This is a genomic window from Pseudomonas putida W15Oct28, from assembly GCF_000708715.2.
GTDB lineage: Bacteria > Pseudomonadota > Gammaproteobacteria > Pseudomonadales > Pseudomonadaceae > Aquipseudomonas > Aquipseudomonas putida_R.
In genome coordinates, this window is record NZ_JENB01000021.1 from 14,575 (window position 1) to 35,001 (window position 20,427).

At 62.7% G+C, this 20,427-nt stretch carries 19 protein-coding genes and 1 tRNA gene; 16 read left to right on the forward strand and 4 right to left on the reverse strand.

The features are described from left to right. The first annotated feature begins 27 nt into the window (after nt 1-27). The 14 genes from fabD to AK81_RS16230 all read left to right on the forward strand — a co-directional run bounded on the left by fabD (nt 28) and on the right by AK81_RS16230 (nt 12,341). Entirely contained in the window at nt 28-966 is a 939-nt protein-coding gene (gene fabD / locus AK81_RS16165; RefSeq protein ID WP_050491896.1) for an ACP S-malonyltransferase, read from the forward strand. A gap of 15 nt (nt 967-981) precedes the next feature. Beyond that, a complete protein-coding gene (gene fabG / locus AK81_RS16170) occupies nt 982-1,722 on the forward strand; it encodes a 3-oxoacyl-ACP reductase FabG (protein ID WP_016500893.1) in 741 nt (246 codons plus the stop codon). A gap of 202 nt (nt 1,723-1,924) precedes the next feature. Continuing rightward, entirely contained in the window at nt 1,925-2,161 is a 237-nt protein-coding gene (acpP, locus tag AK81_RS16175) for an acyl carrier protein (protein WP_012271163.1), read from the forward strand. Nucleotides 2,162-2,350: 189 nt separating this feature from the next. After that, nucleotides 2,351-3,595 carry a beta-ketoacyl-ACP synthase II gene (fabF, locus tag AK81_RS16180; protein ID WP_012271164.1) on the forward strand — a complete coding sequence of 415 codons (1,245 nt, stop codon included), beginning with the start codon at nt 2,351-2,353 and terminating at the stop codon, nt 3,593-3,595. Continuing rightward, the gene (gene pabC / locus AK81_RS16185; protein ID WP_043200399.1) at nt 3,595-4,410 is read left to right on the forward strand and encodes an aminodeoxychorismate lyase; all 816 of its coding nucleotides are present in this window, start codon (nt 3,595-3,597) and stop codon (nt 4,408-4,410) included. The genes fabF and pabC overlap by 1 nt, the downstream gene beginning before the upstream one ends. 4 nt (nt 4,411-4,414) lie before the next feature. Next, on the forward strand, nt 4,415-5,605 hold the full coding sequence (gene mltG / locus AK81_RS16190; protein ID WP_043200400.1) for an endolytic transglycosylase MltG: 1,191 nt from the start codon (nt 4,415-4,417) through the stop codon (nt 5,603-5,605). A 9-nt stretch (nt 5,606-5,614) separates the two neighbouring features. Next, on the forward strand, nt 5,615-6,247 hold the full coding sequence (tmk, locus tag AK81_RS16195) for a dTMP kinase (RefSeq protein ID WP_043200401.1): 633 nt from the start codon (nt 5,615-5,617) through the stop codon (nt 6,245-6,247). After that, nucleotides 6,240-7,226, forward strand: a complete 987-nt coding sequence (locus AK81_RS16200; protein ID WP_043200402.1) for a DNA polymerase III subunit delta' — start codon at nt 6,240-6,242, stop codon at nt 7,224-7,226. The genes tmk and AK81_RS16200 overlap by 8 nt, the downstream gene beginning before the upstream one ends. 30 nt (nt 7,227-7,256) lie before the next feature. Next, nucleotides 7,257-8,039 carry a TatD family hydrolase gene (locus AK81_RS16205; RefSeq protein ID WP_043200403.1) on the forward strand — a complete coding sequence of 261 codons (783 nt, stop codon included), beginning with the start codon at nt 7,257-7,259 and terminating at the stop codon, nt 8,037-8,039. Nucleotides 8,040-8,768: 729 nt separating this feature from the next. Next, nucleotides 8,769-9,404 carry a TetR/AcrR family transcriptional regulator gene (locus AK81_RS16210; RefSeq protein ID WP_016485495.1) on the forward strand — a complete coding sequence of 212 codons (636 nt, stop codon included), beginning with the start codon at nt 8,769-8,771 and terminating at the stop codon, nt 9,402-9,404. Nucleotides 9,405-9,510: 106 nt separating this feature from the next. Next, complete coding sequence (locus AK81_RS16215; RefSeq protein ID WP_043200404.1) at nt 9,511-10,479, forward strand: GTP 3',8-cyclase MoaA; 969 nt, start codon at nt 9,511-9,513, stop codon at nt 10,477-10,479. Between the two features lie 66 nt (nt 10,480-10,545). Next, nucleotides 10,546-11,151, forward strand: coding sequence for a DUF4823 domain-containing protein (locus AK81_RS16220; protein WP_043200405.1), 606 nt, complete (start codon nt 10,546-10,548; stop codon nt 11,149-11,151). Nucleotides 11,152-11,161: 10 nt separating this feature from the next. Continuing rightward, on the forward strand, nt 11,162-11,722 hold the full coding sequence (locus AK81_RS16225; RefSeq protein WP_043200406.1) for a DUF1285 domain-containing protein: 561 nt from the start codon (nt 11,162-11,164) through the stop codon (nt 11,720-11,722). 217 nt (nt 11,723-11,939) lie between these two features. Beyond that, nucleotides 11,940-12,341, forward strand: coding sequence for a cupin domain-containing protein (locus tag AK81_RS16230; protein WP_043200407.1), 402 nt, complete (start codon nt 11,940-11,942; stop codon nt 12,339-12,341). A 57-nt stretch (nt 12,342-12,398) separates the two neighbouring features. Here AK81_RS16230 and AK81_RS16235 read toward each other — a convergent pair. Both AK81_RS16235 and AK81_RS16240 read right to left on the reverse strand, forming a co-directional pair. Beyond that, nucleotides 12,399-12,474, reverse strand: a tRNA-Asn gene (locus AK81_RS16235). Between the two features lie 63 nt (nt 12,475-12,537). Continuing rightward, entirely contained in the window at nt 12,538-13,734 is a 1,197-nt protein-coding gene (locus AK81_RS16240; protein WP_043200408.1) for an amino acid aminotransferase, read from the reverse strand. A 288-nt stretch (nt 13,735-14,022) separates the two neighbouring features. Between AK81_RS16240 and uvrB the strand changes: the two genes are divergently transcribed. After that, nucleotides 14,023-16,038, forward strand: a complete 2,016-nt coding sequence (uvrB, locus tag AK81_RS16245) for an excinuclease ABC subunit UvrB (protein WP_043200409.1) — start codon at nt 14,023-14,025, stop codon at nt 16,036-16,038. A gap of 161 nt (nt 16,039-16,199) precedes the next feature. On the opposite strand, the gene AK81_RS16250 is transcribed toward uvrB, so the two are convergent. Together AK81_RS16250 and AK81_RS16255 are read right to left on the reverse strand one after the other, a co-directional pair. Beyond that, nucleotides 16,200-17,690, reverse strand: coding sequence for an MDR family MFS transporter (locus AK81_RS16250; RefSeq protein WP_193393769.1), 1,491 nt, complete (start codon nt 17,688-17,690; stop codon nt 16,200-16,202). Nucleotides 17,691-17,739: 49 nt separating this feature from the next. Further along, nucleotides 17,740-18,795 (reverse strand): HlyD family secretion protein, encoded by a 1,056-nt coding sequence (locus AK81_RS16255; RefSeq protein ID WP_043200411.1) that lies wholly within the window; start codon nt 18,793-18,795, stop codon nt 17,740-17,742. Nucleotides 18,796-18,938: 143 nt separating this feature from the next. On the opposite strand from AK81_RS16255, the gene gltX reads away from it, so the two are divergent. Then, a complete protein-coding gene (gene gltX / locus AK81_RS16260; protein WP_043200412.1) occupies nt 18,939-20,420 on the forward strand; it encodes a glutamate--tRNA ligase in 1,482 nt (493 codons plus the stop codon). Nucleotides 20,421-20,427: the final 7 nt, after the last annotated feature.

Genomic DNA, 20,427 nt, shown 5'->3' on the forward strand with positions numbered 1-20,427 from the left:
GACGACAAGATCATAAGGGCTTGTTCAATGTCTGCATCCCTCGCATTCGTCTTCCCCGGTCAAGGTTCCCAGTCGCTGGGCATGCTCAAGGAACTGGGCGCCGAAAAGCCGGTGATCGTTGAGACCTTCAAGGAAGCCTCCGACGCTCTGGGTTACGACCTGTGGAAGCTGGTCCAGGAAGGCCCGGAAGAACAACTCAATCAAACCGACAAGACTCAGCCTGCGATCCTCACCGCTTCCATCGCGCTTTGGCGCCTGTGGCTGGAGGAGGGCGGCGCCAAGCCGGCTTTCGTTTCCGGTCACAGCCTGGGTGAATACAGCGCCCTGGTTGCCGCTGGCAGCCTGTCGCTGAAAGATGCCGTGCGCTTGGTCGAGCGTCGCGGTCAGCTGATGCAGGAAGCCGTCCCGGCCGGCCATGGCGCCATGGCCGCGATCCTCGGCCTGGGCGACGATGACGTGAAGGCTATTTGTGTCGAAGCGGCCGAAGATGAGGTCGTCAGCGCAGTGAACTTCAACTCTCCGGGCCAAGTGGTTATCGCTGGCAACGTCGCGGCGGTGAACCGTGCCATTGAGTTGTGCAAGGCTAAAGGTGCCAAGCGCGCCTTGCCGCTGCCGGTCAGCGTGCCGTCGCACTGTGCCCTGATGGAACCGGCCGCCAAGCGTTTCGCCGATGATGTCAACGCCATCGAATGGAAGGCGCCGCAAATTCCGGTGGTGCAGAACGTCACCGCTGCCATTGCCGCTGACCTCGATGCGCTCAAGCACGACCTGCTGGCCCAGCTGTACCAGCCTGTGCGCTGGGTCGAGTGCGTGCAGACCCTGGCTGCCAATGGTGCTGTCAACCTGGTCGAGTGCGGCCCGGGCAAGGTTCTGGCTGGCCTGAACAAGCGTTGCGCCGACGGCGTGACCACCTACAACCTCAATACCCCTGACGCCGTTGCCGCCACCCGCGCGGCACTGGCCTGATTTGGAGAAGCTTGCATGAGCCTGCAAGGTAAAGTTGCACTGGTCACCGGCGCCAGCCGTGGCATTGGCCAGGCCATCGCCCTCGAGCTGGGCCGCCAGGGCGCGACCGTGATCGGCACCGCCACTTCGGCGTCCGGCGCCGAGCGCATCGCTGCCACCCTGAAAGAGCACGGCATCACCGGTACCGGCATGGAGCTGAACGTGACCAGCGCCGAGTCCGTTGAGGCTGTTCTGGGCGCCATCGCCGAGCAGTTTGGCGCACCGGCTATCCTGGTCAACAACGCCGGTATCACCCGCGACAACCTCATGCTGCGCATGAAGGACGACGAGTGGTTCGACGTGATCGACACCAACCTGAACAGCCTCTACCGTCTGTCCAAGGGCGTGCTGCGTGGCATGACCAAGGCACGTTGGGGTCGTATCATCAGCATCGGTTCGGTCGTCGGTGCCATGGGCAACGCTGGCCAGGCCAACTACGCCGCCGCCAAGGCTGGCCTGGAAGGCTTCAGCCGCGCCCTGGCGCGTGAAGTGGGCTCGCGTGGCATCACCGTCAACTCGGTGACCCCGGGCTTCATCGACACCGACATGACCCGCGAGCTGCCAGAAGCGCAGCGCGAAGCCCTGCAGACCCAGATTCCGCTGGGCCGCCTGGGCCAGGCTGACGAAATCGCCAAGGTGGTTTCGTTCCTGGCATCCGACGGTGCAGCCTACGTGACCGGCGCTACCGTGCCGGTCAACGGCGGGATGTACATGTAATACTGCAACTCAATGTGACGGATTTCGTAAAAAAAGAGTCATACTGCGAGCCTAAAATCCGTTATAAAGCTGCAACCAGATTCCAGGTAGCGGGTAGGGTGGCTAGCCTGAAAGTGCGTTTAGCTTGAAAAGCGAACGTCTTTCTATAAAATTAGCCACCGGCCAGCGCCTGACATATGTCCATTAGGAGTGAAAACTAGGTATGAGCACCATCGAAGAACGCGTCAAGAAAATCGTCGCCGAGCAACTGGGCGTGAAGGAAGATGAAGTGACCAACGAGAAGTCCTTCGTCGATGACCTGGGTGCCGATTCGCTTGACACCGTTGAGCTGGTGATGGCTCTGGAAGAGGAATTCGAGACCGAAATCCCTGACGAAGAAGCCGAGAAAATCACTACCGTTCAAGCCGCTATCGACTACGTCAACAGCCACAAGGCCTAAGACGCTGTAGTCGTCGCTTCTTGACGAGAAAAACCGCACTGCCTTTGCCGGCGTGCGGTTTTTTCTTTGCGAACGTGCTGCTTTTAGGCGAGCCGGCTTCGCTCACCGCGCACCAAGAGCCTGTTGCCATTCCATTCCTGCGCTTGAATGTAATCGCAAGAGACTCTGTTATTAGAAAAGGAGAGTACTGTGTCGCGTAGACGCGTCGTGGTCACCGGTATGGGTATGCTGTCGCCACTGGGTACCGATGTACCGAGCACCTGGCAGGGCATTCTGGCTGGCCGCAGTGGCATTGGTCCGATCGAACACACGGACCTGTCTGCCTACTCCACCCGTTTTGGCGGCTCGGTGAAAGGCTTCGAGGTCGAGCAATACCTGTCGGCCAAAGAAGCCCGCAAGCTTGACCTGTTCATCCAGTACGGCCTGGCGGCCGGTTTCCAGGCGGTGCGTAATGCCGGCCTGGAGGTCACCGACGCCAACCGTGAGCGCATCGGCGTGGCCATGGGCTCGGGAATCGGCGGCCTGACCAACATCGAGGAAACCAGCCGTACGCTGCACGATTCGGGGCCCCGTCGCATTTCCCCGTTCTTCGTGCCGGGCTCGATCATCAACATGATCTCCGGGTTCCTGTCGATCCACCTGGGCCTGCAGGGGCCGAACTACGCCATTGCCACCGCCTGCACCACTGGCACCCATTGCATCGGCATGGCCGCGCGCAATATCGCCTACGGTGAAGCTGACGTGATGATCGCGGGTGGTGCCGAGATGGCCGCCTGTGGCCTGGGCATGGGCGGTTTCGGTGCCTCGCGCGCGCTGTCCACCCGCAACGACGAGCCAAGCCGGGCCAGCCGCCCGTGGGACAAGGGCCGTGACGGCTTCGTGCTGTCCGACGGTGCCGGTGCCCTGGTGCTCGAAGAGCTCGAGCACGCCAAGGCCCGTGGCGCGACCATTTATGCCGAGCTGGTTGGCTTTGGCATGAGCGGCGACGCCTACCACATGACTTCGCCACCGGATACCGGCGAGGGCGCTGCCCGCTGCATGGCCAACGCCTTGCGCGATGCCGGTATCCAGCCGGAAGAAGTCAGCTACATCAATGCCCACGGCACCTCGACCCCAGCGGGCGACGTGGCCGAAGTGGCTGCGATCAAGCGCGTGTTCGGCGAGCATGCCTACAAGCTGGCCGTCAGTTCGACCAAGTCGATGACCGGCCACCTGCTGGGTGCCGCGGGCGCGGTGGAAGCGATCTTCAGCGTGCTGGCGATCAACAGCCAGATGGCCCCGCCCACCATCAACCTGGACGAGCCGGATGAAGGTTGCGACCTCGACTTCGTGCCGCACCAGGCGCGCAGCATGCCGATCGACGTGGTGTTGTCCAACTCGTTCGGCTTTGGCGGCACCAACGGCTCGCTGGTGTTCCGCCGGTTCGCCGGTTGATGCACAGCTGGGTTGATGGCCAGCCCGCGGCTGCAGTCAACCTGCAGAACCGTGGCCTGGCCTACGGCGATGGCCTGTTCGAGACCATTGCCGTGCGCGGCGGCCGACCCAGCTTGCTGGACGGCCACCTCGCCCGCCTGGCGCTGGGTTGTCAGCGCCTGGCGATCAGCGCCGATCTGGTGCTGGTGCGCGACGAGCTCCTGCGCTATGCCAGCCAGCTCGGTGAAGGTGTAGCCAAACTCATCCTAACCCGAGGTGACAGCCAGCGTGGCTATGCGCCGGTTGTCGGTGCCGCGCCAAGGCGAATCCTGCAGGGCAGCCCTTTACCCAGCTATCCTGCCGAGCATGCCGAGCACGGCGTGCGTTTGTTCCCGTGCCAGACCCGGCTTGGGGAACAACCACTGCTGGCCGGCCTCAAACACCTCAACCGCCTGGAGCAGGTGCTGGCCCGTGCCGAATGGCAGGACAGCGACCATGCCGAAGGCCTGATGCGTGACGGGCAGGGCAGGGTGATCGAAGGGGTGTACAGCAATCTGTTCCTGGTGCGCGATGGCGTGCTGCTCACTGCCGACCTGAGCCGCTGTGGTGTGGCCGGGGTGATGCGTGCTGCGTTGCTGGAACAGGCTGCGCTGCTGGGCATCCCGGTGGAGGTCGGTGACCTGTCGTTAGACGCGCTGGAGCAGGCTGATGAAGTATTTGTTTGCAATAGCGTCTACGGCATCTGGCCCGTGCGTGGCGTAGCCGCGCTAAACTGGTCGCCGGGCCCGCTCACCCGTAAACTGCAGGCCGTTGCCCGTACGTTACTGGAAAACTGAATTCGTGAGACGTAAATTCCTGCTACTGCTGGAAATGGGCTTGATCCTTGCCGGGTTGGCGTTTGGCTGGTCGGCCTGGAAGGTTAGCTCGGTTCTGGAGCAACCCTTGCACGTGACGCAGGAGCGCCTGCTCGACGTGCCCAATGGCACCAACCCAAACCGCATGTTCTATCGCATGCAACAGGAAGGGTTGCTCGACGACGCCGTCTGGTTGCGCTTGTACTGGCGCTTCAACATGGCTGGCACTGCCCTGCACACCGGCGAGTACCGCCTTACCCCAGGCATGACGGTCGAGCAGTTGTTCGACGCCTGGCGCCGGGCCGACGTGGTGCAGTACAACCTCACCCTGGTCGAAGGCTGGACCTTCCGTCAGGTGCGCTCGGCTGTGGCCAAGCATGAAAAGATCAAGCACACCCTGGACGGCCTGTCAGATTCTGAAGTGATGGACAAGCTCGGCCATACCGGCGTGTTCCCCGAAGGGCGCTTTTTCCCTGACACCTACCGCTTCGTGCGTGGCATGAGCGATGTCGAGTTGCTGCAGCAGGCCTACATGCGCCTGGATGAAGTGCTGGCAAAGGAATGGGCCGAGCGTACCACCGACCTGCCGTACCGCGACCCTTACCAGGCGTTGATCATGGCGTCGCTGGTGGAAAAGGAAACCGGTATCCCCCAGGAGCGTGGGCAGATTGCCGGCGTATTCGTGCGGCGCCTGCGCCTGGGCATGATGCTGCAAACCGACCCGACAGTGATCTACGGCATGGGTGAGCGCTACAACGGCAAGATTACCCGCGCCGACCTGCGCGAACCGACGCCCTACAACACCTATACCATGACGGGGCTGCCGCCCACCCCGATTGCCATGGTTGGCCGCGAAGCGATTCACGCGGCGCTCAACCCGTCCGACGGCACCAGCCTGTACTTCGTCGCCCGCGGCGATGGCAGCCATGTGTTCTCCGACGACCTCGACGACCATAACTCGGCGGTGCGCGAGTTCCAGCTCAAGCGCCGTGCAGACTACCGCTCCAGCCCCGCGCCGCAGCAAGAGGCACAGCCGGGTGCTGACGACGCCCAGCCCCAGGTGCCTGCGGCGGACGAGCCGCCTGCACAGCCAGCACCCGAAGCGCCGCCTGCGCAGGACGCCCCTGCTGGCGGCGCGCAAGCGGCCGAACGGCCGACGCCTGACGAACAACATTAAGGACTGCCTGTGAGCGGCTTGTTTATTACGCTGGAAGGCCCCGAAGGCGCGGGCAAGAGCACCAACCGCGACTACCTGGCTGCGCGCTTGCGCGAGCAGGGCCTGGATATAGTGCTGACCCGTGAGCCCGGCGGTACGCCGCTGGCCGAAAAGGTGCGCGAGCTGCTGCTGGCCCCCAGCGATGAAATCATGGCGGCCGACACCGAGCTGTTGCTGGTGTTCGCCGCCCGCGCCCAGCACCTGGCACAGGTAATCCGCCCGGCGCTGGCCCGCGGTGCCGTGGTGCTGTGTGATCGCTTCACCGACGCCACCTATGCCTATCAGGGCGGCGGGCGCGGTTTGTCGGTCGAGCGCATCGCCACCCTGGAGCAATTCGTCCAGGGTGACCTGCGCCCGGACCTGACCTTGGTCTTCGACCTGCCGGTGGAGGTGGGCTTGGCCCGTGCTGCCGCCCGCGGCCGCCTGGACCGTTTCGAGCAGGAGGGCCAGGCGTTCTTCGAGGCGGTGCGCCAGGCATATCTGCAGCGCGCCCGGCGCGAGCCGCAGCGCTACAGCCTGCTCGATGCCGCACAATCGCTGGAGGCCGTGCAGCGCGACATCGATGTGCTACTGCCGGCGATTGTGGAGCGTTGCCGTGGCTGACGCCTACCCCTGGCAGCAGGCCCTTTGGCAGCAGTTGGCCGGCCGCAGCCAGCACGCGCACGCCTACCTGCTGCACGGGCCGCAGGGTATCGGCAAGCGGGCCATGGCCGAGCGGCTGATGGCCCGCCTGCTGTGCCAGCAGCCCCAAGGGTTGGATGCCTGTGGCGGGTGCAAGTCCTGCCTGTTGCTCAAGGCTGGCAGCCACCCGGACAACTTTGTGCTTGAGCCTGAAGAGGCCGACAAGCCGATCAAGGTCGACCAGGTGCGCGAGCTGGTGGCGTTCGTGGTGCAAACCGCGCAATTGGGCGGGCGCAAGGTGGTGCTGATCGAGCCTGTCGAGGCAATGAACGTCAACGCCTCCAACGCGCTGCTCAAAAGCCTCGAAGAGCCTTCTGGCAATACGGTGCTGCTGCTGGTTACGCACCAGCCCAGCCGCCTGTTGCCGACCATCAAGAGCCGCTGCCAGCAGGTCGCTTGCCCGCAGCCAAGCCTGGCCCAGAGCCAGGCCTGGCTGGCCGGTGCATTGCCCGACAGTGACGAAACCGAGCGCGACGAACTGCTGACGCTGGCTGCCGGCTCGCCATTGATGGCGGTCAGCCTGCAGGCGCAAGGTGTGCGCGAGCAGCGTGCGCTGGTCACTGACGGGGTGAAGAAGCTGATCAAGCAGCAGCAATCACCCAGCCAGCTGGCCGATGCCTGGAACGGCGTGCCACTGCTGCGGCTGTTCGACTGGTTCTGCGATTGGTCGCAGCTGATCCTGCGCTACCAGTTGACCCAGGACGAGGAAGGGTTAGGCTTGGCCGATATGCGCAAGGTGGTGCAATACCTGGCGCAGAAGAGCCGCCAGGCCAAGGTGCTGGAGGTGCAGGCCTGGATCCTGGAGCAGCGCCAGAAGGTGCTGGGCAAGGCCAACCTCAACCGCGCCCTGCTGCTCGAATCGCTGCTGGCTCACTGGCTGCAACTGCCGGGTACCCGCTGATTTTCATTTTTTCATGTGTGCCGTTATCCCATGCTCGTAGATTCCCATTGCCACCTCGACCGTCTTGACCTGTCCGCCCATCAGGGTTCCCTCGATGCTGCCTTGCAGGCGGCCCGTGAGCGCGGGGTCGGGCATTTCCTGTGTATTGGCGTCAGTGCCGAAAACGCCGGCGCGGTGAAGGCGTTGAGCGAGCAGTACGCCGATGTCGATTGCTCGGTAGGCGTGCACCCGCTGGACCTGGCGCCAGGTGAAACCCCTGCGCTGGAGTGGCTGCTGCGCGAGCTGGCCCACCCCCATGTGGTGGCGATTGGCGAAACCGGGCTGGATTACCACTATGAGCCGGAAGCTGCCGAGCTGCAGCAGGCTTCGTTCCGCCTGCACCTGGAGGCGTCGCGGCAGACCGGCAAGCCGGTCATCGTGCACACCCGTGCAGCACGTGCCGATACCCTGGCACTGCTGCGTGAAGCCAACCTGCCACAGGCTGGCGTGCTGCATTGCTTTACTGAAGACTGGGAGATGGCCAAGGCCGCGCTGGACCTGGGGTATTACATCTCGCTGTCTGGCATCGTTACCTTCCGCAATGCCGATGCCCTGCGCGAAGTGGCTCGGCAGGTGCCGGTCGATCGCTTGCTGGTCGAGACAGACTCACCGTATCTGGCACCGATCCCGCACCGTGGCAAGCCGAACCTGCCGCAGTACGTGCGGGAAGTGGCGGAGTATGTGGCTTCGCTGCGGGGGGCCAGTTACGAGCAGTTGGCCGAGCAGACAACTGCCAACTTCAAGCGGTTGTTCCCGTTGGCGCGGGTGGCCTGATTCGTAGGGCGTTGGGGTTGTTTGAGGTGCACCAAGTGCCCGCCACAACCCTTGCAGTGCCTATGAGATCGAGCGCCGCCCGCGCGGCGCTTCGCGGGGCAAGCCCGCTCCCACATTTGTTTCGGGCCAGTCCCTCCTTTTAGATCACCGCTGTCCGCCTTGTTTGTACCCTTCGATATTGAAGGGTGCATCGCTGCTCTTGCTCAATCTCCAGCCATGCGCCCAGGGTGCGCGCGCCTATTGCACAGGAGTAACTGGCCCGAAACAGATGTGGGAGCGGGCTTGTCCCGCGAAGCGCCGCGCGGGCGGCGCTCGATCTCATAGGCGCTGAAATTGCTGTGACAGGCACCTGGCAGCCCTCATGCAATCCCTCCTAAATCTCCCCGCTACCATCCCCCGAGAATCACGCAAAAAAAACCCGGGTTCTGGGGGGGGAATCCGGGTTAAGACCATTAGGAGTAAAACAAAGGTACGCGGTCCCTGAGCACCTTTATCGGCGCGCCACTTGGGGGGGATGCGCCGCGCCAACACTTCAAGTATTGGTCAGGTTTGGCGCAGTGCCAGCTTATCTTGGTCGTTTTTTAAACAAATTTGGAATACGCCGAGGTTTCAATCCTCCCGCAACGTATGGCCGTAAGCATGGTGAAACACAGACATGCGTGGATGATCCGTGCAATTTCTTGCAAGTTAGGCATAATAAACCGCTTCGATTGTCATCCAGTCCTTCCCATGCAGAAAGAACCTCGTAAGGTCCGTGAGTTTCGCCGTCGCGAACAGGAAATCCTCGACACCGCGCTCAAGCTGTTTCTCGAACAGGGTGAGGACAGCGTCACCGTCGAAATGATCGCCGACGCCGTGGGTATCGGCAAAGGCACGATCTACAAGCATTTCAAGTCCAAGGCGGAAATCTACCTGCGCCTGATGCTCGACTATGAGCGCGACCTGAACGAGCTGTTGCACTCGGCCGACGTCGACCGTGACAAGGAAGCGCTGTCACGCGCCTACTTCGAGTTTCGCATGCGCGACCCACAACGTTACCGGCTGTTCGACCGCCTGGAAGAGAAGGTGGTCAAGGGCAACCAGGTGCCGGAAATGGTCGAGCAACTGCACAGCATCCGTGCCTCCAACTTCGATCGCCTGACTCAGCTGATCAAGGGCCGCATCAGCGAAGGCAAGCTCGAAGACGTCCCACCGTACTTCCATTACTGCGCCGCCTGGGCGCTGGTGCACGGCGCCGTGGCGCTGTACCACTCGCCGTTCTGGAGCAATGTGCTGGAGGATCAGGAAGGTTTCTTCCAGTTCCTGATGGACATCGGTGTGCGTATGGGCAACAAGCGCAAGCGCGACCCGGAACCGACCAACTGAAGCGTTCCGTCACTTAGCGCTGAAGCCGGCAGGGTGCGGGGGCTTGCAAAAACCTGATTTATGAGTCAGGTTTCGCCTGCCCCTTTCATCCATGCCGGAGTCATTCATGATTGTCGATCGTCAAGGCAGGCGCTTTCGCAACCTGCGTGTCAGCCTGACGGCTGCTTGCAATTATGCCTGCACCTACTGCGTGCCAGACGGCAAACGCCTGGTGGCGGCGCAGGACGAACTCTCGGCGGATGCATTGGCCCGCGGCGTGGCCTACCTGATCGAAGCAGCTGGTATCGATCGCCTGCGCATCACAGGGGGTGAGCCGCTGGTCAGCCCGCGCCTGGATGCCTTCCTGGCAGCCGTGGCCAAGCTCGACCTCGACGATATCTCGCTGACCACCAATGGTCAGCTGTTGGCGCGCAAGTTGCCCCAGTTGCAGGCGGCCGGCATCCGCCGGCTGAATGTTTCCCTCGACACCCTCGACGCCCAGGCATTCCGCCGCATTGCCCGGGGCGGCGACCTGGCCAGTGTGCTGGCGGGTATGGAGCAGGCCAGTGCTCTGGGCATGCGAATCAAGGTGAACATGGTGCCGATGCGTGGGCACAACCTCGATCAGGTGTTGCCGCTGCTCGATTACTGCCTGGAGCGCGGCTTCGAGTTGCGCTTCATCGAACTTATGCGCATGGGCCACCTGGCCCGTGAGCACAATGCCTTTGTGCAGCAGTTCGTCGGCCTCGACCAGTTGCTCACGCTGATCGGCGCCAAGCATGCCTATGTCCAGGTCGATGCGCCGCTGGATGCCACAGCCTTGCGCTATCAGATCCCGGGCATTGGTCACTTCGGCATCATCGCCAACGAGAGCGTACCGTTTTGCCGTACCTGCTCGCGCTTGCGCCTTTCCTCCACGGGCTGGTTGCATGGCTGCCTGTCTTCGGGCAATCGCCACTTCGTCGGTGATCTGCTGGTAAAACCGCGTCATCAGGCCCTGCCGGCCCTGCAGCGCCTGCTGGTCAAGGCGCTGGCAGACAAGCAAGACCTGGCGTTTTCCGGGGATGTGATGGTGATGAAGGTGATTGGTGGCTGAAGCTGGCGCAAAAGCTGCATCCGCCGGCTATTCGCCGGTTTTTCGTCGCCGGCCACTGGAGGAAAGATGCGTAGCCTGGTCTTGCTGCTGGCGCTGATGGCGCTGGGCGGCTGCATGAATGTCAGCGATATGGGCGAAGGCGTCCGCTACCACATGAGCGATGCCGGTCTGCTGGACCACAGCGATACCCGGCGCACCCTGTCTATCCGCCTGCAGCCCGACTCGTTCATCTTCATCGGCCAGGGTGCTTTCGTGCCACCGGGCAAGGGGCCGGTGCCACGGCAGAATGCAGTGGCGGACGAGGCGTTCAAGAGCTTTGTCGAGTATTTCCCGATGGTGCGCCGCGCCCAAGGCCCGCTGGGGCTGGAAGAGGCCATTGCCCAAGCCCGTTCGGTGGGTGCCGACTACGTTCTGTACACCCGCTTCGCCCGTACCGACGACCGCATCGGCAATGGCGATGAGTGGTATGACGAGCAGGCCGTCGATCGGCTGGGCTGGGATACTGGCGTGGTGCAGATGATGTTGATCGAAACCAACACCCGTTACCTGATCGACACCGCACGCATCAAGAGCCGTGGCGGTTTGTTGACGTTCCACGACAACACTCCGGAGGATTTGCTTGGTGCGCCGATGCGCGAGTACGCTCGTAGCCTTCTGGGTATGAGCGAATGAGGCAGGCGTGATGAGTGATTCCGGCAAGGCCAATGATCTTCTGGCACAGATCCCCAAGGCCAAGGGCCTGCCGCCGGTGCATCTGTGGAACCCGGATTTTTGCGGTGACATCGACATGCGCATTGCCCGCGATGGCACCTGGTATTACCTGGGCACGCCGATCGGGCGCAAGCCGATGGTACGGTTGTTTTCCACGATCATTCGCCGCGATGGCGATGACTACTTCCTGATTACCCCGGTAGAAAAGGTTGGCATTCGCGTCGACGATGCGCCGTTCGTGGCTGTGGCGCTGGAGGTGCTGGGGGAGGGGGAGCAGCAGGTGCTGCGCTTTACCAGCAATGTCGAGGACCAGGTTGACGCCGGGCCGGATAACCCCCTGCGTGTGGTCATCGACCCGGTGACGCAAGAGCCATCGCCCTATGTGCTGATGCGCAGCAACCTTGAGGCGCTGATTCACCGCAATGTGTTCTACCAGTTGGTAGAGTTGGCGGTGCCGCGTGAGATCGAGGGTGAGGAATGGTTGGGGGTGTGGAGCCAAGGCGAGTTCTACCCGATTGGGCGTAGTAGCTGAGATCTCTGTTGCCTGTACCGGCCTCTTCGCGGGCACGCCCGCTCCCACAGGTTTAGCGCTGCCCTTGGAGCCTGTGGAGAACTTGTGGGAGCGGGCATGCCCGCGAAGAGGGCAGCACAGGCAAAATCGGCCCCCTGCTTTTACCTCGAATTGGCCATTTGTCTTCAGCCAATGAGGGCCTAACCTGCTGGCAATTGCCATTCAGGAGAAGCCCGCCATGAAACCCCTAGCCATCGTCCTTTTTGCCCTGTTCGCCGCCCAAACCCCCGCCTGGGCCCACGGCGACGTTGCAGACCAGGTCAAAGTCCTGCAGCAACAACAACCCTCGAATGCCCCCGGCAAAACTGCTGTCATGCTCACCGTGAGCTACGCCCCTGGCGAGGCATCGCCCGCGCATCAGCATCCAGGCGCAGTGATGGCTTACGTTCTGGAGGGGGCAGTGGTATCGAAGCTAAACAACGACCAGGAAAAGACCTACAAGGCCGGCGAGTACTGGTACGAGGCGCCAGGCACCGTACACAGCGTGTCGCGCAACGCCAGCAAGACTCAGCCCGCCAAGCTGCTGGTGTGGAGCCTGGTGGACGAGGGCAAGCCAGTGACCGAGCCGCTGGGCCAGTAAACCCGACGCAACGAAAAAGCCCCCGGTTGCTTGCGCACCCGGGGGCTTTTCAATGTTTGGCTCCGCGACCTGGACTCGAACCAGGGACCCAATGATTAACAGTCATTTGCTCTACCGACTGAGCTATCGCGGAATCTGCGCCATATCTTACTGATTGCCCGGGAGATGTCAAGCCACTCCCAAGCAAATCAATAGGTTACAGCACTTCTACGATGGCCTTGGTGACCACGTGGATGTTGCTCTGGTTCAGCGCGGCAACCGCGATGCGGCCGGTGTCCAGCGCGTAGATGCCAAACTCGTTCTTCAGGCGTGCCACCTGGTCGACGGTAAGGCCCGAGTAGGAGAACATGCCCGCCTGGCGGCCAACAAAGCTGAAGTCGCGCTTGGCGCCATATTCAGCCAGCAGGCTGACCATTTGCTGGCGCATGCCGTGGATGCGCTGGCGCATCTCGCCCAGTTCGGCTTCCCACATCTGGCGCAGTTCGTCGCTGTTCAGCACGGTAGCAACGATGGTAGCGCCGTGGGTCGGCGGGTTGGAGTAGGTGGTGCGGATTACGCGCTTGACCTGCGACAGCACGCGAGTGCTTTCGTCTTTGTTGCCGGTGACGATCGACAGTGCGCCAACGCGTTCGCCGTACAGCGAGAACGACTTGGAGAACGAGCTGGAAACGAAGAAGTCCAGGCCCGACTCGGCGAACAGGCGCACGGCGAAGGCGTCTTCGGCGATGCCGTCACCAAAGCCCTGGTAGGCCATGTCGAGGAACGGCACATGGCCCTTGGCCTTGACCACTTCCAGGACGTTTTTCCAGTCATCCAGGCCCAGGTCGACGCCAGTCGGGTTGTGGCAGCAGGCATGCAGTACGACGATCGACCCGGACGGCAGGTTGTTCAGGTCTTCGAGCATGCCGGCGCGGTTGACATCGTTGCTCGGCGCGTCGTAGTACCGGTAGTTCTGTACCGGGAAACCTGCAGTCTCGAACAGTGCGCGGTGGTTTTCCCAGCTCGGGTCGCTGATGGCTACCACGGCGTTGGGCGACAGGCGCTTGAGGAAGTCGGCGCCGATCTTCAGCGCGCCGGTACCGCCAACGGCCTGCACGGTGACCACGCGGCCAGCGGCCAGCAGTGGCGACTCGGCGCCGAAGATCAGTTTTTGCACGGCCTGGTCGTAAGTGGCGATGCCGTCGATCGGCAGGTAGCCGCGCGAGGCGTGCTGGGCGGCACGCTGGGTTTCGGCTTCGATCACGGCGCGCAGCAGCGGAATGCGGCCTTCCTCATTGCAGTACACGCCAACGCCCAGGTTGACCTTGTCGGTACGTGGGTCGGCGTTGAATGCTTCGTTGAGGCCCAGGATAGGGTCGCGGGGTGCCAGCTCGACAGCGGAAAACAGGCTCATTGTTACCTTGGCTCTGATTGGAGAGTGATAGGACGTACACGCTCCAGCCCGAATGCACTGAAGCGGTGCACAAACGGGGAGTCAGTATAGTGATACCGCTCGGTCACTGCGACACTCTGGCACAGCTTTTCCGGCTATTTGCGCAAATATTTTTCGACCATTGGTCTAAATGCCGGGTCCACAGTAACAGGCGCTCACAGCCCCGCCTTGAAAGCGCCCCCGGATAGCCGCATTTGGGTATAGACTACTGGCTAAATTTACAGTTGCTGCAACACCGCGAGGTCCGACATGTCCGAGTTCCAGCTCGTCACCCGTTTTCAGCCGGCCGGCGACCAGCCCGAGGCCATCCGCCAGATGGTCGAAGGCATCGAGGCGGGGCTGTCGCACCAGACGCTGCTCGGCGTGACCGGTTCGGGCAAGACCTTCAGCATCGCCAACGTCATCGCGCAGGTGCAGCGCCCGACACTGGTGCTGGCGCCGAACAAGACCCTGGCCGCGCAGTTGTACGGCGAATTCAAGGCGTTCTTCCCCAATAACGCGGTGGAGTATTTCGTTTCCTACTACGACTACTACCAGCCCGAGGCCTACGTGCCGTCGTCGGACACCTTCATCGAGAAGGACGCCTCGATCAACGACCACATCGAGCAGATGCGCCTGTCGGCGACCAAGGCGCTGCTGGAGCGGCGCGATGCAATCATCGTCACCACCGTGTCGTGCATCTATGGCCTGGGCAGCCCCGAGTCGTACCTGAAAATGGTCCTGCATGTGGACCGCGGCGACAAGCTCGACCAGCGCGCACTGCTGCGCCGCCTGGCCGACCTGCAATACACCCGCAACGAAATGGATTTTGCCCGTGCCACCTTCCGCGTGCGCGGTGATGTGATCGACATCTTCCCGGCCGAGTCGGACCTTGAAGCCATCCGCATCGAACTGTTCGATGACGAGGTGGAGAACATCGCCGCCTTCGACCCGCTCACCGGCGAGGTCTTCCGCAAACTGCCGCGTTTCACCTTCTACCCCAAGAGCCACTACGTCACCCCGCGGGAAACCCTGCTGGAGGCCGTGGAGGGCATCAAGGAAGAGTTGAAGGAGCGCCTGGAGTACCTGCACAAGGCCAACAAGCTGGTGGAAGCGCAGCGCCTTGAGCAGCGCACCCGCTTCGATCTGGAAATGATCATGGAGCTGGGCTACTGCAACGGCATCGAGAACTACTCGCGCTACCTGTCCGGGCGCCCGGCCGGTGCGCCACCGCCCACCCTGTACGACTACCTGCCAGCCGATGCACTGCTGGTAATCGACGAATCACACGTCAGCGTTCCGCAGGTAGGCGCGATGTACAAGGGCGACCGTTCGCGCAAGGAAACCCTGGTCGAGTACGGCTTCCGCATGCCCTCGGCACTGGACAACCGGCCGATGCGCTTCGACGAATGGGAGGATGTAAGCCCGCAGACCATCTTTGTGTCCGCTACCCCGGGCCCCTACGAGGCCGAGCATGCCGGGCGCGTGGTGGAGCAGGTGGTGCGCCCGACCGGCCTGGTCGACCCGCAGGTCGAAATACGCCCGGCACTGACCCAGGTGGACGACCTGCTGTCGGAGATCCGCAAGCGCGTGGCGCTAGGCGAGCGGGTGCTGGCCACCACGCTGACCAAGCGCATGGCCGAGGACCTCTCTGATTACCTGGCCGACCACGATGTGCGGGTGCGCTACCTGCACTCGGATATCGACACGGTGGAGCGGGTGGAGATCATCCGCGACCTGCGCCTGGGCACCTTCGACGTGCTGGTGGGCATCAACCTGCTGCGCGAAGGCCTGGACATGCCGGAGGTTTCGCTGGTGGCGATCCTCGATGCCGACAAAGAAGGCTTCCTGCGTTCGGAGCGCTCGCTGATCCAGACCATCGGCCGTGCTGCGCGTAACCTCAATGGCCGGGCGATCCTGTACGCCGACAACATCACCGGCTCGATGCAGCGGGCGATTGACGAAACCGAGCGGCGCCGTGAAAAGCAGGTCGCTTTCAACGAAGCCAACGGTATCGTGCCCAAGGGCGTGGTCAAGGACATCACCGACATCCTGGAAGGCGCCACCGTGCCTGGCGCGCGCAGCAAAAAGCGCAAGGGCATGGCCAAGGCGGCAGAAGAGAGCGCCCGTTACGAAGCGGAGCTGCGTACGCCGGGCGAGATCACCAAGCGCATCAAGCAGCTGGAAGAGAAGATGATGCAGTTCGCCCGCGACCTGGAGTTCGAGGCGGCAGCGCAGCTGCGCGACGAGATTACCCAGCTGCGCGAGCGGTTGATTACCAGCTAAAGCCTGGCGCGGCCTCTGTGGGAGCGGCCTTGTGTCGCGAAAGGGCCGCGCAGCGGCCCCAGCAATTTATGCTGTGACGCTGAAATCCTGGGGCCGCTGCGCGCCCCTTTCGCGACACAAGGCCGCTCCCACAGAGGGGCGCGTAGCCTCTGAAAATAGCCTCAATGGGCTTCCCCAGCCTTCAACCCCGCCGGCAGCTTGCGGGTCAGCAACACCGCCAGCATGCTCACCGCCAACCCGATCCCGACAAAATGGAAGGCATCGTTGTACGCCATGATCATCGCCTGCTGGTGAGTGATCTCGCTCAACTTGCCCAACGCTGCGTTATCGCTGCCCAAGCGCTCCGCCAGTTGCGCCAGCCGCTCCGCCACCTGCGGGTTGCTCGGCACCACCGACTCCCTCAGGTAATCGAAATACACCTTGGTCCGCGCATCCAGCAACGTGGCCAGCAAGGCGATGCCAATCGCACCGCCCAGGTTACGCAGGATATTGAACAGGCTCGATGCCGACCCCGCATCCTGCGGCTGGATGTACGCCGTGGCGATCAGCGAAATGGTCACCATGATCATCGGCTGGCCAAGGGCGCGGATGATCTGGATATGGTTGAACTGCGGCCCGGCGAAGTCCGGGTTGAGCACTCCGGAGCCGAAACTGGCGGCGCCGAACAGGCAAAACCCCAAGGCGCACAGCAGCTTGGGCGACACCACTTTCATCAGCTGCGGCACCAGCGGGATCAGGAACAGCTGCGGCACCCCCATCCACATGATCACCTCGCCGATCTGCAAGGCGTTGTAGCCCTGCACCTGCGCCAGGTACAGCGGCAACAGGTAGATCGACCCGTACAGGCCAACGCCCATGCCCAGGCTGGCGATGCTCGTCAGGCCGAAGTTGCGGTTGCCAAGGATGCGCAGGTTGATCAGCGGGTGTGGCTTGGAAAACTGCAGGATGACGAAGGTGATCAGGCTGACCAGGGCGACGCTGCCCAGGCCGACGATCAGGTGCGACTCCAGCCAGTCCTTGCGGTGGCCCTCCTCAAGAAACACCTGCAGGCAGCCCAACCCCAGCCCCATGGTGACGATGCCGGCGTAATCGGTGCTTTTCAGCAGTTCCCAGTGCGGGTCTTTCTTCTCCAGCCCGTACAGCAGGCCGGCAATCATCACCAGGCCCGGTGGGATGTTGATGTAGAAGATGTACTCCCAGCCCCAGTTTTCGGTCAGCCAGCCGCCCAGGGTGGGGCCGATGGAGGGGGCGAAGGTGGCGGTCATGGCGAACATCGCCATGCCTTTGGCGCGGTGGTGTTCGGGCAACTTGGTCAGGGTCAGGGTAAACGCCAGTGGAATCAGCGCGCCACCGGTAAAGCCTTGCAGGGCGCGGAACAGGATCATGCTTTCCAGGTTCCAGGCCATCGAGCACAGCAGCGACGACAACAGAAACCCCCCGGATACCCACACCGCCAGGCGCCGTGCCGACAGCAACTGCACCAGCCAGGCGGTCAGCGGGATCATGATGATTTCCGCCACCAGGTACGAGGTGGAAATCCACGAGCCTTCCTCCAGCGTCGCTGAAAGTGCGCCCTGGATGTCTTTCAACGACGAGTTGGTGATCTGGATGTCCAGCACCGCCATGAACGCACCGAGCATCACACTCATCACTGCGATCCAGTCGCGCCGGGTGGGCTCGGCGGTGGGCTGGAGCAACGGGTCACCGGCCATTGTGGCCTTCGCTTTCGCTGCGCAGGTCTATGGTAGCGGTCACCGACATGCCGGGGCGGATGCGCCCGTGCAGCGGGTTGTCGGCGCTGAAAATGAGTTTGACCGGGATGCGCTGCACCACCTTGGTGAAGTTGCCGGTGGCGTTGTCGGGTGGCAGCAGGCTGAACTGCGCGCCCGAGGCGGCGAAGACACTGTCGACCCGGCCTTCGATGGGGGTGTCCGGGTAGCTGTCGAATAGCAGCTCGGCGCGTTGGCCAGGCTGCATCCGGCCGATCTGGGTTTCCTTGAAGTTGGCCTGCACCCAGATGTCTTCGTCGGGCACGATCGAAAGCAGGTAGGCACCGGCCTGCACCACCTGGCCATTGCGCGCATTGCGCTGGCCGATGGTGCCGCTGATCGGCGCGCGGATTTCGCAGCGGGTCAGGTTCAGCTCGGCCTGGGCCAGGTCGGCGCGGGCATTGGCGATTTGTGCATCGAGGCGTTTGAGGTCGGCGTTCAGGGCGTTGACCTGCTGGCGCTGGCTTTGCAGGTCGGCGCGGGCCTTGTCGACCTGAGAGCCGGCGACGTGGCTGTCTGCCGACAGGGTGGTGACCCGCTCTTCGGATATGAAACCTGGCTTGCGCAGTTTTTCGGCGCGGCTCAGGTCCACCCGGGAGCGGTCGAACGTGGCCTGGTTGGCTGCCACCTGAGCCTGCCCGGCGGCGATCAGGCTACCCTGCTGGGTCAGGCGGCTTTGTGCCTGTGCGTATTCTGCTTCGCGGGTGGCCAGGGTGGCGCGGGCGCGGTCAACCGCCAGGTCGAAGTCTGCCGCTTCCAGGCGTACCAGCAGGTCGCCTTTGTTGACATGCTGGTTGTCTTCCACCGGCACCGCGTCGATACGTGCGCCCAGTTGGCTGGAGATACGGGTGATCTCACCCTGTACGTAGGCGTTGTCGGTGCTCTCGTAGAAACGGCCCTTGAAGTACCAGTGGGCCAGGAAGGCGAGGGCGATGATGGCCACCAGGGTGAAGAAGATCGCCAGGCGGCGTTTGAGTTGGGCAGGCATGGGGACTATCGTTCCAGAAGTGTAAGCAAATTTAACAGCGCCGCAGGCCCTGTAGACAAGTGACGTTCGCGCCATTGCTGGAGCCCGGTGCCTGCCTCCTGCTAACATCCCGCCTTTGTTTCATCTTCAGTTCGAGACCTTCCATGACCACCGTACGCACGCGTATCGCGCCATCGCCTACCGGCGACCCCCATGTCGGCACCGCCTACATCGCCCTGTTCAACTACTGCTTTGCCAAGCAGCACGGCGGTGAGTTCATCCTGCGCATCGAAGATACCGACCAGTTGCGCTCCACGCGCGAGTCGGAACAGCAGATCTTCGACGCCCTGCGCTGGCTCGGCATCGAATGGAACGAAGGCCCGGATGTGGGTGGCCCGCACGGCCCGTACCGGCAGAGTGAGCGTGGCGAGATCTACGCCAAATATGCCAAGGAGCTGGTTGACGCCGGCCACGCCTTCTACTGCTTCTGCACCGCCGAAGAGCTGGATCAGATGCGTGCCGAGCAGCAAGCTCGTGGCGAAACCCCGCGCTATGACGGCCGCGCGTTGCTGTTGAGCGCCGAGGAAGTACAGCGCCGCCTGGACGCTGGCGAGCCACACGTGATCCGCATGAAGGTGCCGAGCGAAGGCATGTGCGTGGTCCCGGACATGCTGCGCGGCGACGTTGAAATCCCGTGGGACCGCATGGACATGCAGGTGCTGATGAAGAACGACGGCCTGCCGACGTACTTCCTGGCCAACGTGGTCGACGACCACCTGATGGGCATCACCCACGTCCTGCGTGGCGAAGAGTGGCTGCCGTCTGCGCCCAAGCTGATCAAGCTGTACGAATACTTCGGCTGGGAGCAGCCCAAGCTGTGCTACATGCCGCTGCTGCGTAACCCGGACAAGTCCAAGCTGTCCAAGCGCAAGAACCCGACCTCGGTGACCTTCTACGAGCGCATGGGCTTCATGCCTGAGGCGATGCTCAACTACCTGGGCCGCATGGGCTGGTCGATGCCGGACGAGCGCGAGAAGTTCTCGCTGGACGAGATGGTCGAGCACTTCGACCTGTCGCGCATTTCGCTGGGCGGCCCGATTTTCGACATCGAGAAACTGTCCTGGCTCAACGGCCAGTGGCTGCGCGAACTGCCGGTCGAGGAATTCGCCACACGCCTGCAGAAATGGGCATTCAACAGCGACTACATGATGAAGATTGCCCCGCACGTGCAGGGCCGGGTCGAGACCTTCAGCCAGGTTGCCCCGCTGGGCGGGTTCTTCTTTGAAGGCGCGCTGAAGCTGGATGCCAAGCTGTTCGAAAGCAAGAAACTGTCGGCCGACCAGGTGCGCCAGGTGATTCAGCTGATCCTGTGGAAGCTCGAAAGCCTGCGCCAGTGGGAAAAAGAGCGCATCACCGGTTGTATCCAGGCCGTGGTCGAAGCCCTGGAACTGAAGTTGCGTGATGCCATGCCGCTGATGTTCGCCGCCATTACTGGCCAGGCCAGCTCGGTGTCGGTGCTGGACGCCATGGAAATCCTCGGCCCCGACCTGACCCGCTACCGCCTGCGCCAGGCCCTGGACCTGCTGGGTGGTGTGTCGAAGAAAGAAAACAAAGAGTGGGAAAAGCTGCTGGCCTCCATCGCCTGAAGGTGTT

Coding starts and splice junctions, on each gene's coding strand:
- AK81_RS16205 (WP_043200403.1), top strand. CDS start 7,257: ATGCTCGTAGATTCCCATTGCCACCTCGACCGTCTTGACCTGTCCGCC.
- fabG (WP_016500893.1), top strand. CDS start 982: ATGAGCCTGCAAGGTAAAGTTGCACTGGTCACCGGCGCCAGCCGTGGC.
- AK81_RS16215 (WP_043200404.1), top strand. CDS start 9,511: ATGATTGTCGATCGTCAAGGCAGGCGCTTTCGCAACCTGCGTGTCAGC.
- AK81_RS16255 (WP_043200411.1), bottom strand. CDS start 18,795: ATGCCTGCCCAACTCAAACGCCGCCTGGCGATCTTCTTCACCCTGGTG.
- pabC (WP_043200399.1), top strand. CDS start 3,595: ATGCACAGCTGGGTTGATGGCCAGCCCGCGGCTGCAGTCAACCTGCAG.
- AK81_RS16230 (WP_043200407.1), top strand. CDS start 11,940: ATGAAACCCCTAGCCATCGTCCTTTTTGCCCTGTTCGCCGCCCAAACC.
- AK81_RS16240 (WP_043200408.1), bottom strand. CDS start 13,734: ATGAGCCTGTTTTCCGCTGTCGAGCTGGCACCCCGCGACCCTATCCTG.
- AK81_RS16225 (WP_043200406.1), top strand. CDS start 11,162: ATGAGTGATTCCGGCAAGGCCAATGATCTTCTGGCACAGATCCCCAAG.
- AK81_RS16210 (WP_016485495.1), top strand. CDS start 8,769: ATGCAGAAAGAACCTCGTAAGGTCCGTGAGTTTCGCCGTCGCGAACAG.
- acpP (WP_012271163.1), top strand. CDS start 1,925: ATGAGCACCATCGAAGAACGCGTCAAGAAAATCGTCGCCGAGCAACTG.
- uvrB (WP_043200409.1), top strand. CDS start 14,023: ATGTCCGAGTTCCAGCTCGTCACCCGTTTTCAGCCGGCCGGCGACCAG.
- fabD (WP_050491896.1), top strand. CDS start 28: ATGTCTGCATCCCTCGCATTCGTCTTCCCCGGTCAAGGTTCCCAGTCG.
- AK81_RS16220 (WP_043200405.1), top strand. CDS start 10,546: ATGCGTAGCCTGGTCTTGCTGCTGGCGCTGATGGCGCTGGGCGGCTGC.
- gltX (WP_043200412.1), top strand. CDS start 18,939: ATGACCACCGTACGCACGCGTATCGCGCCATCGCCTACCGGCGACCCC.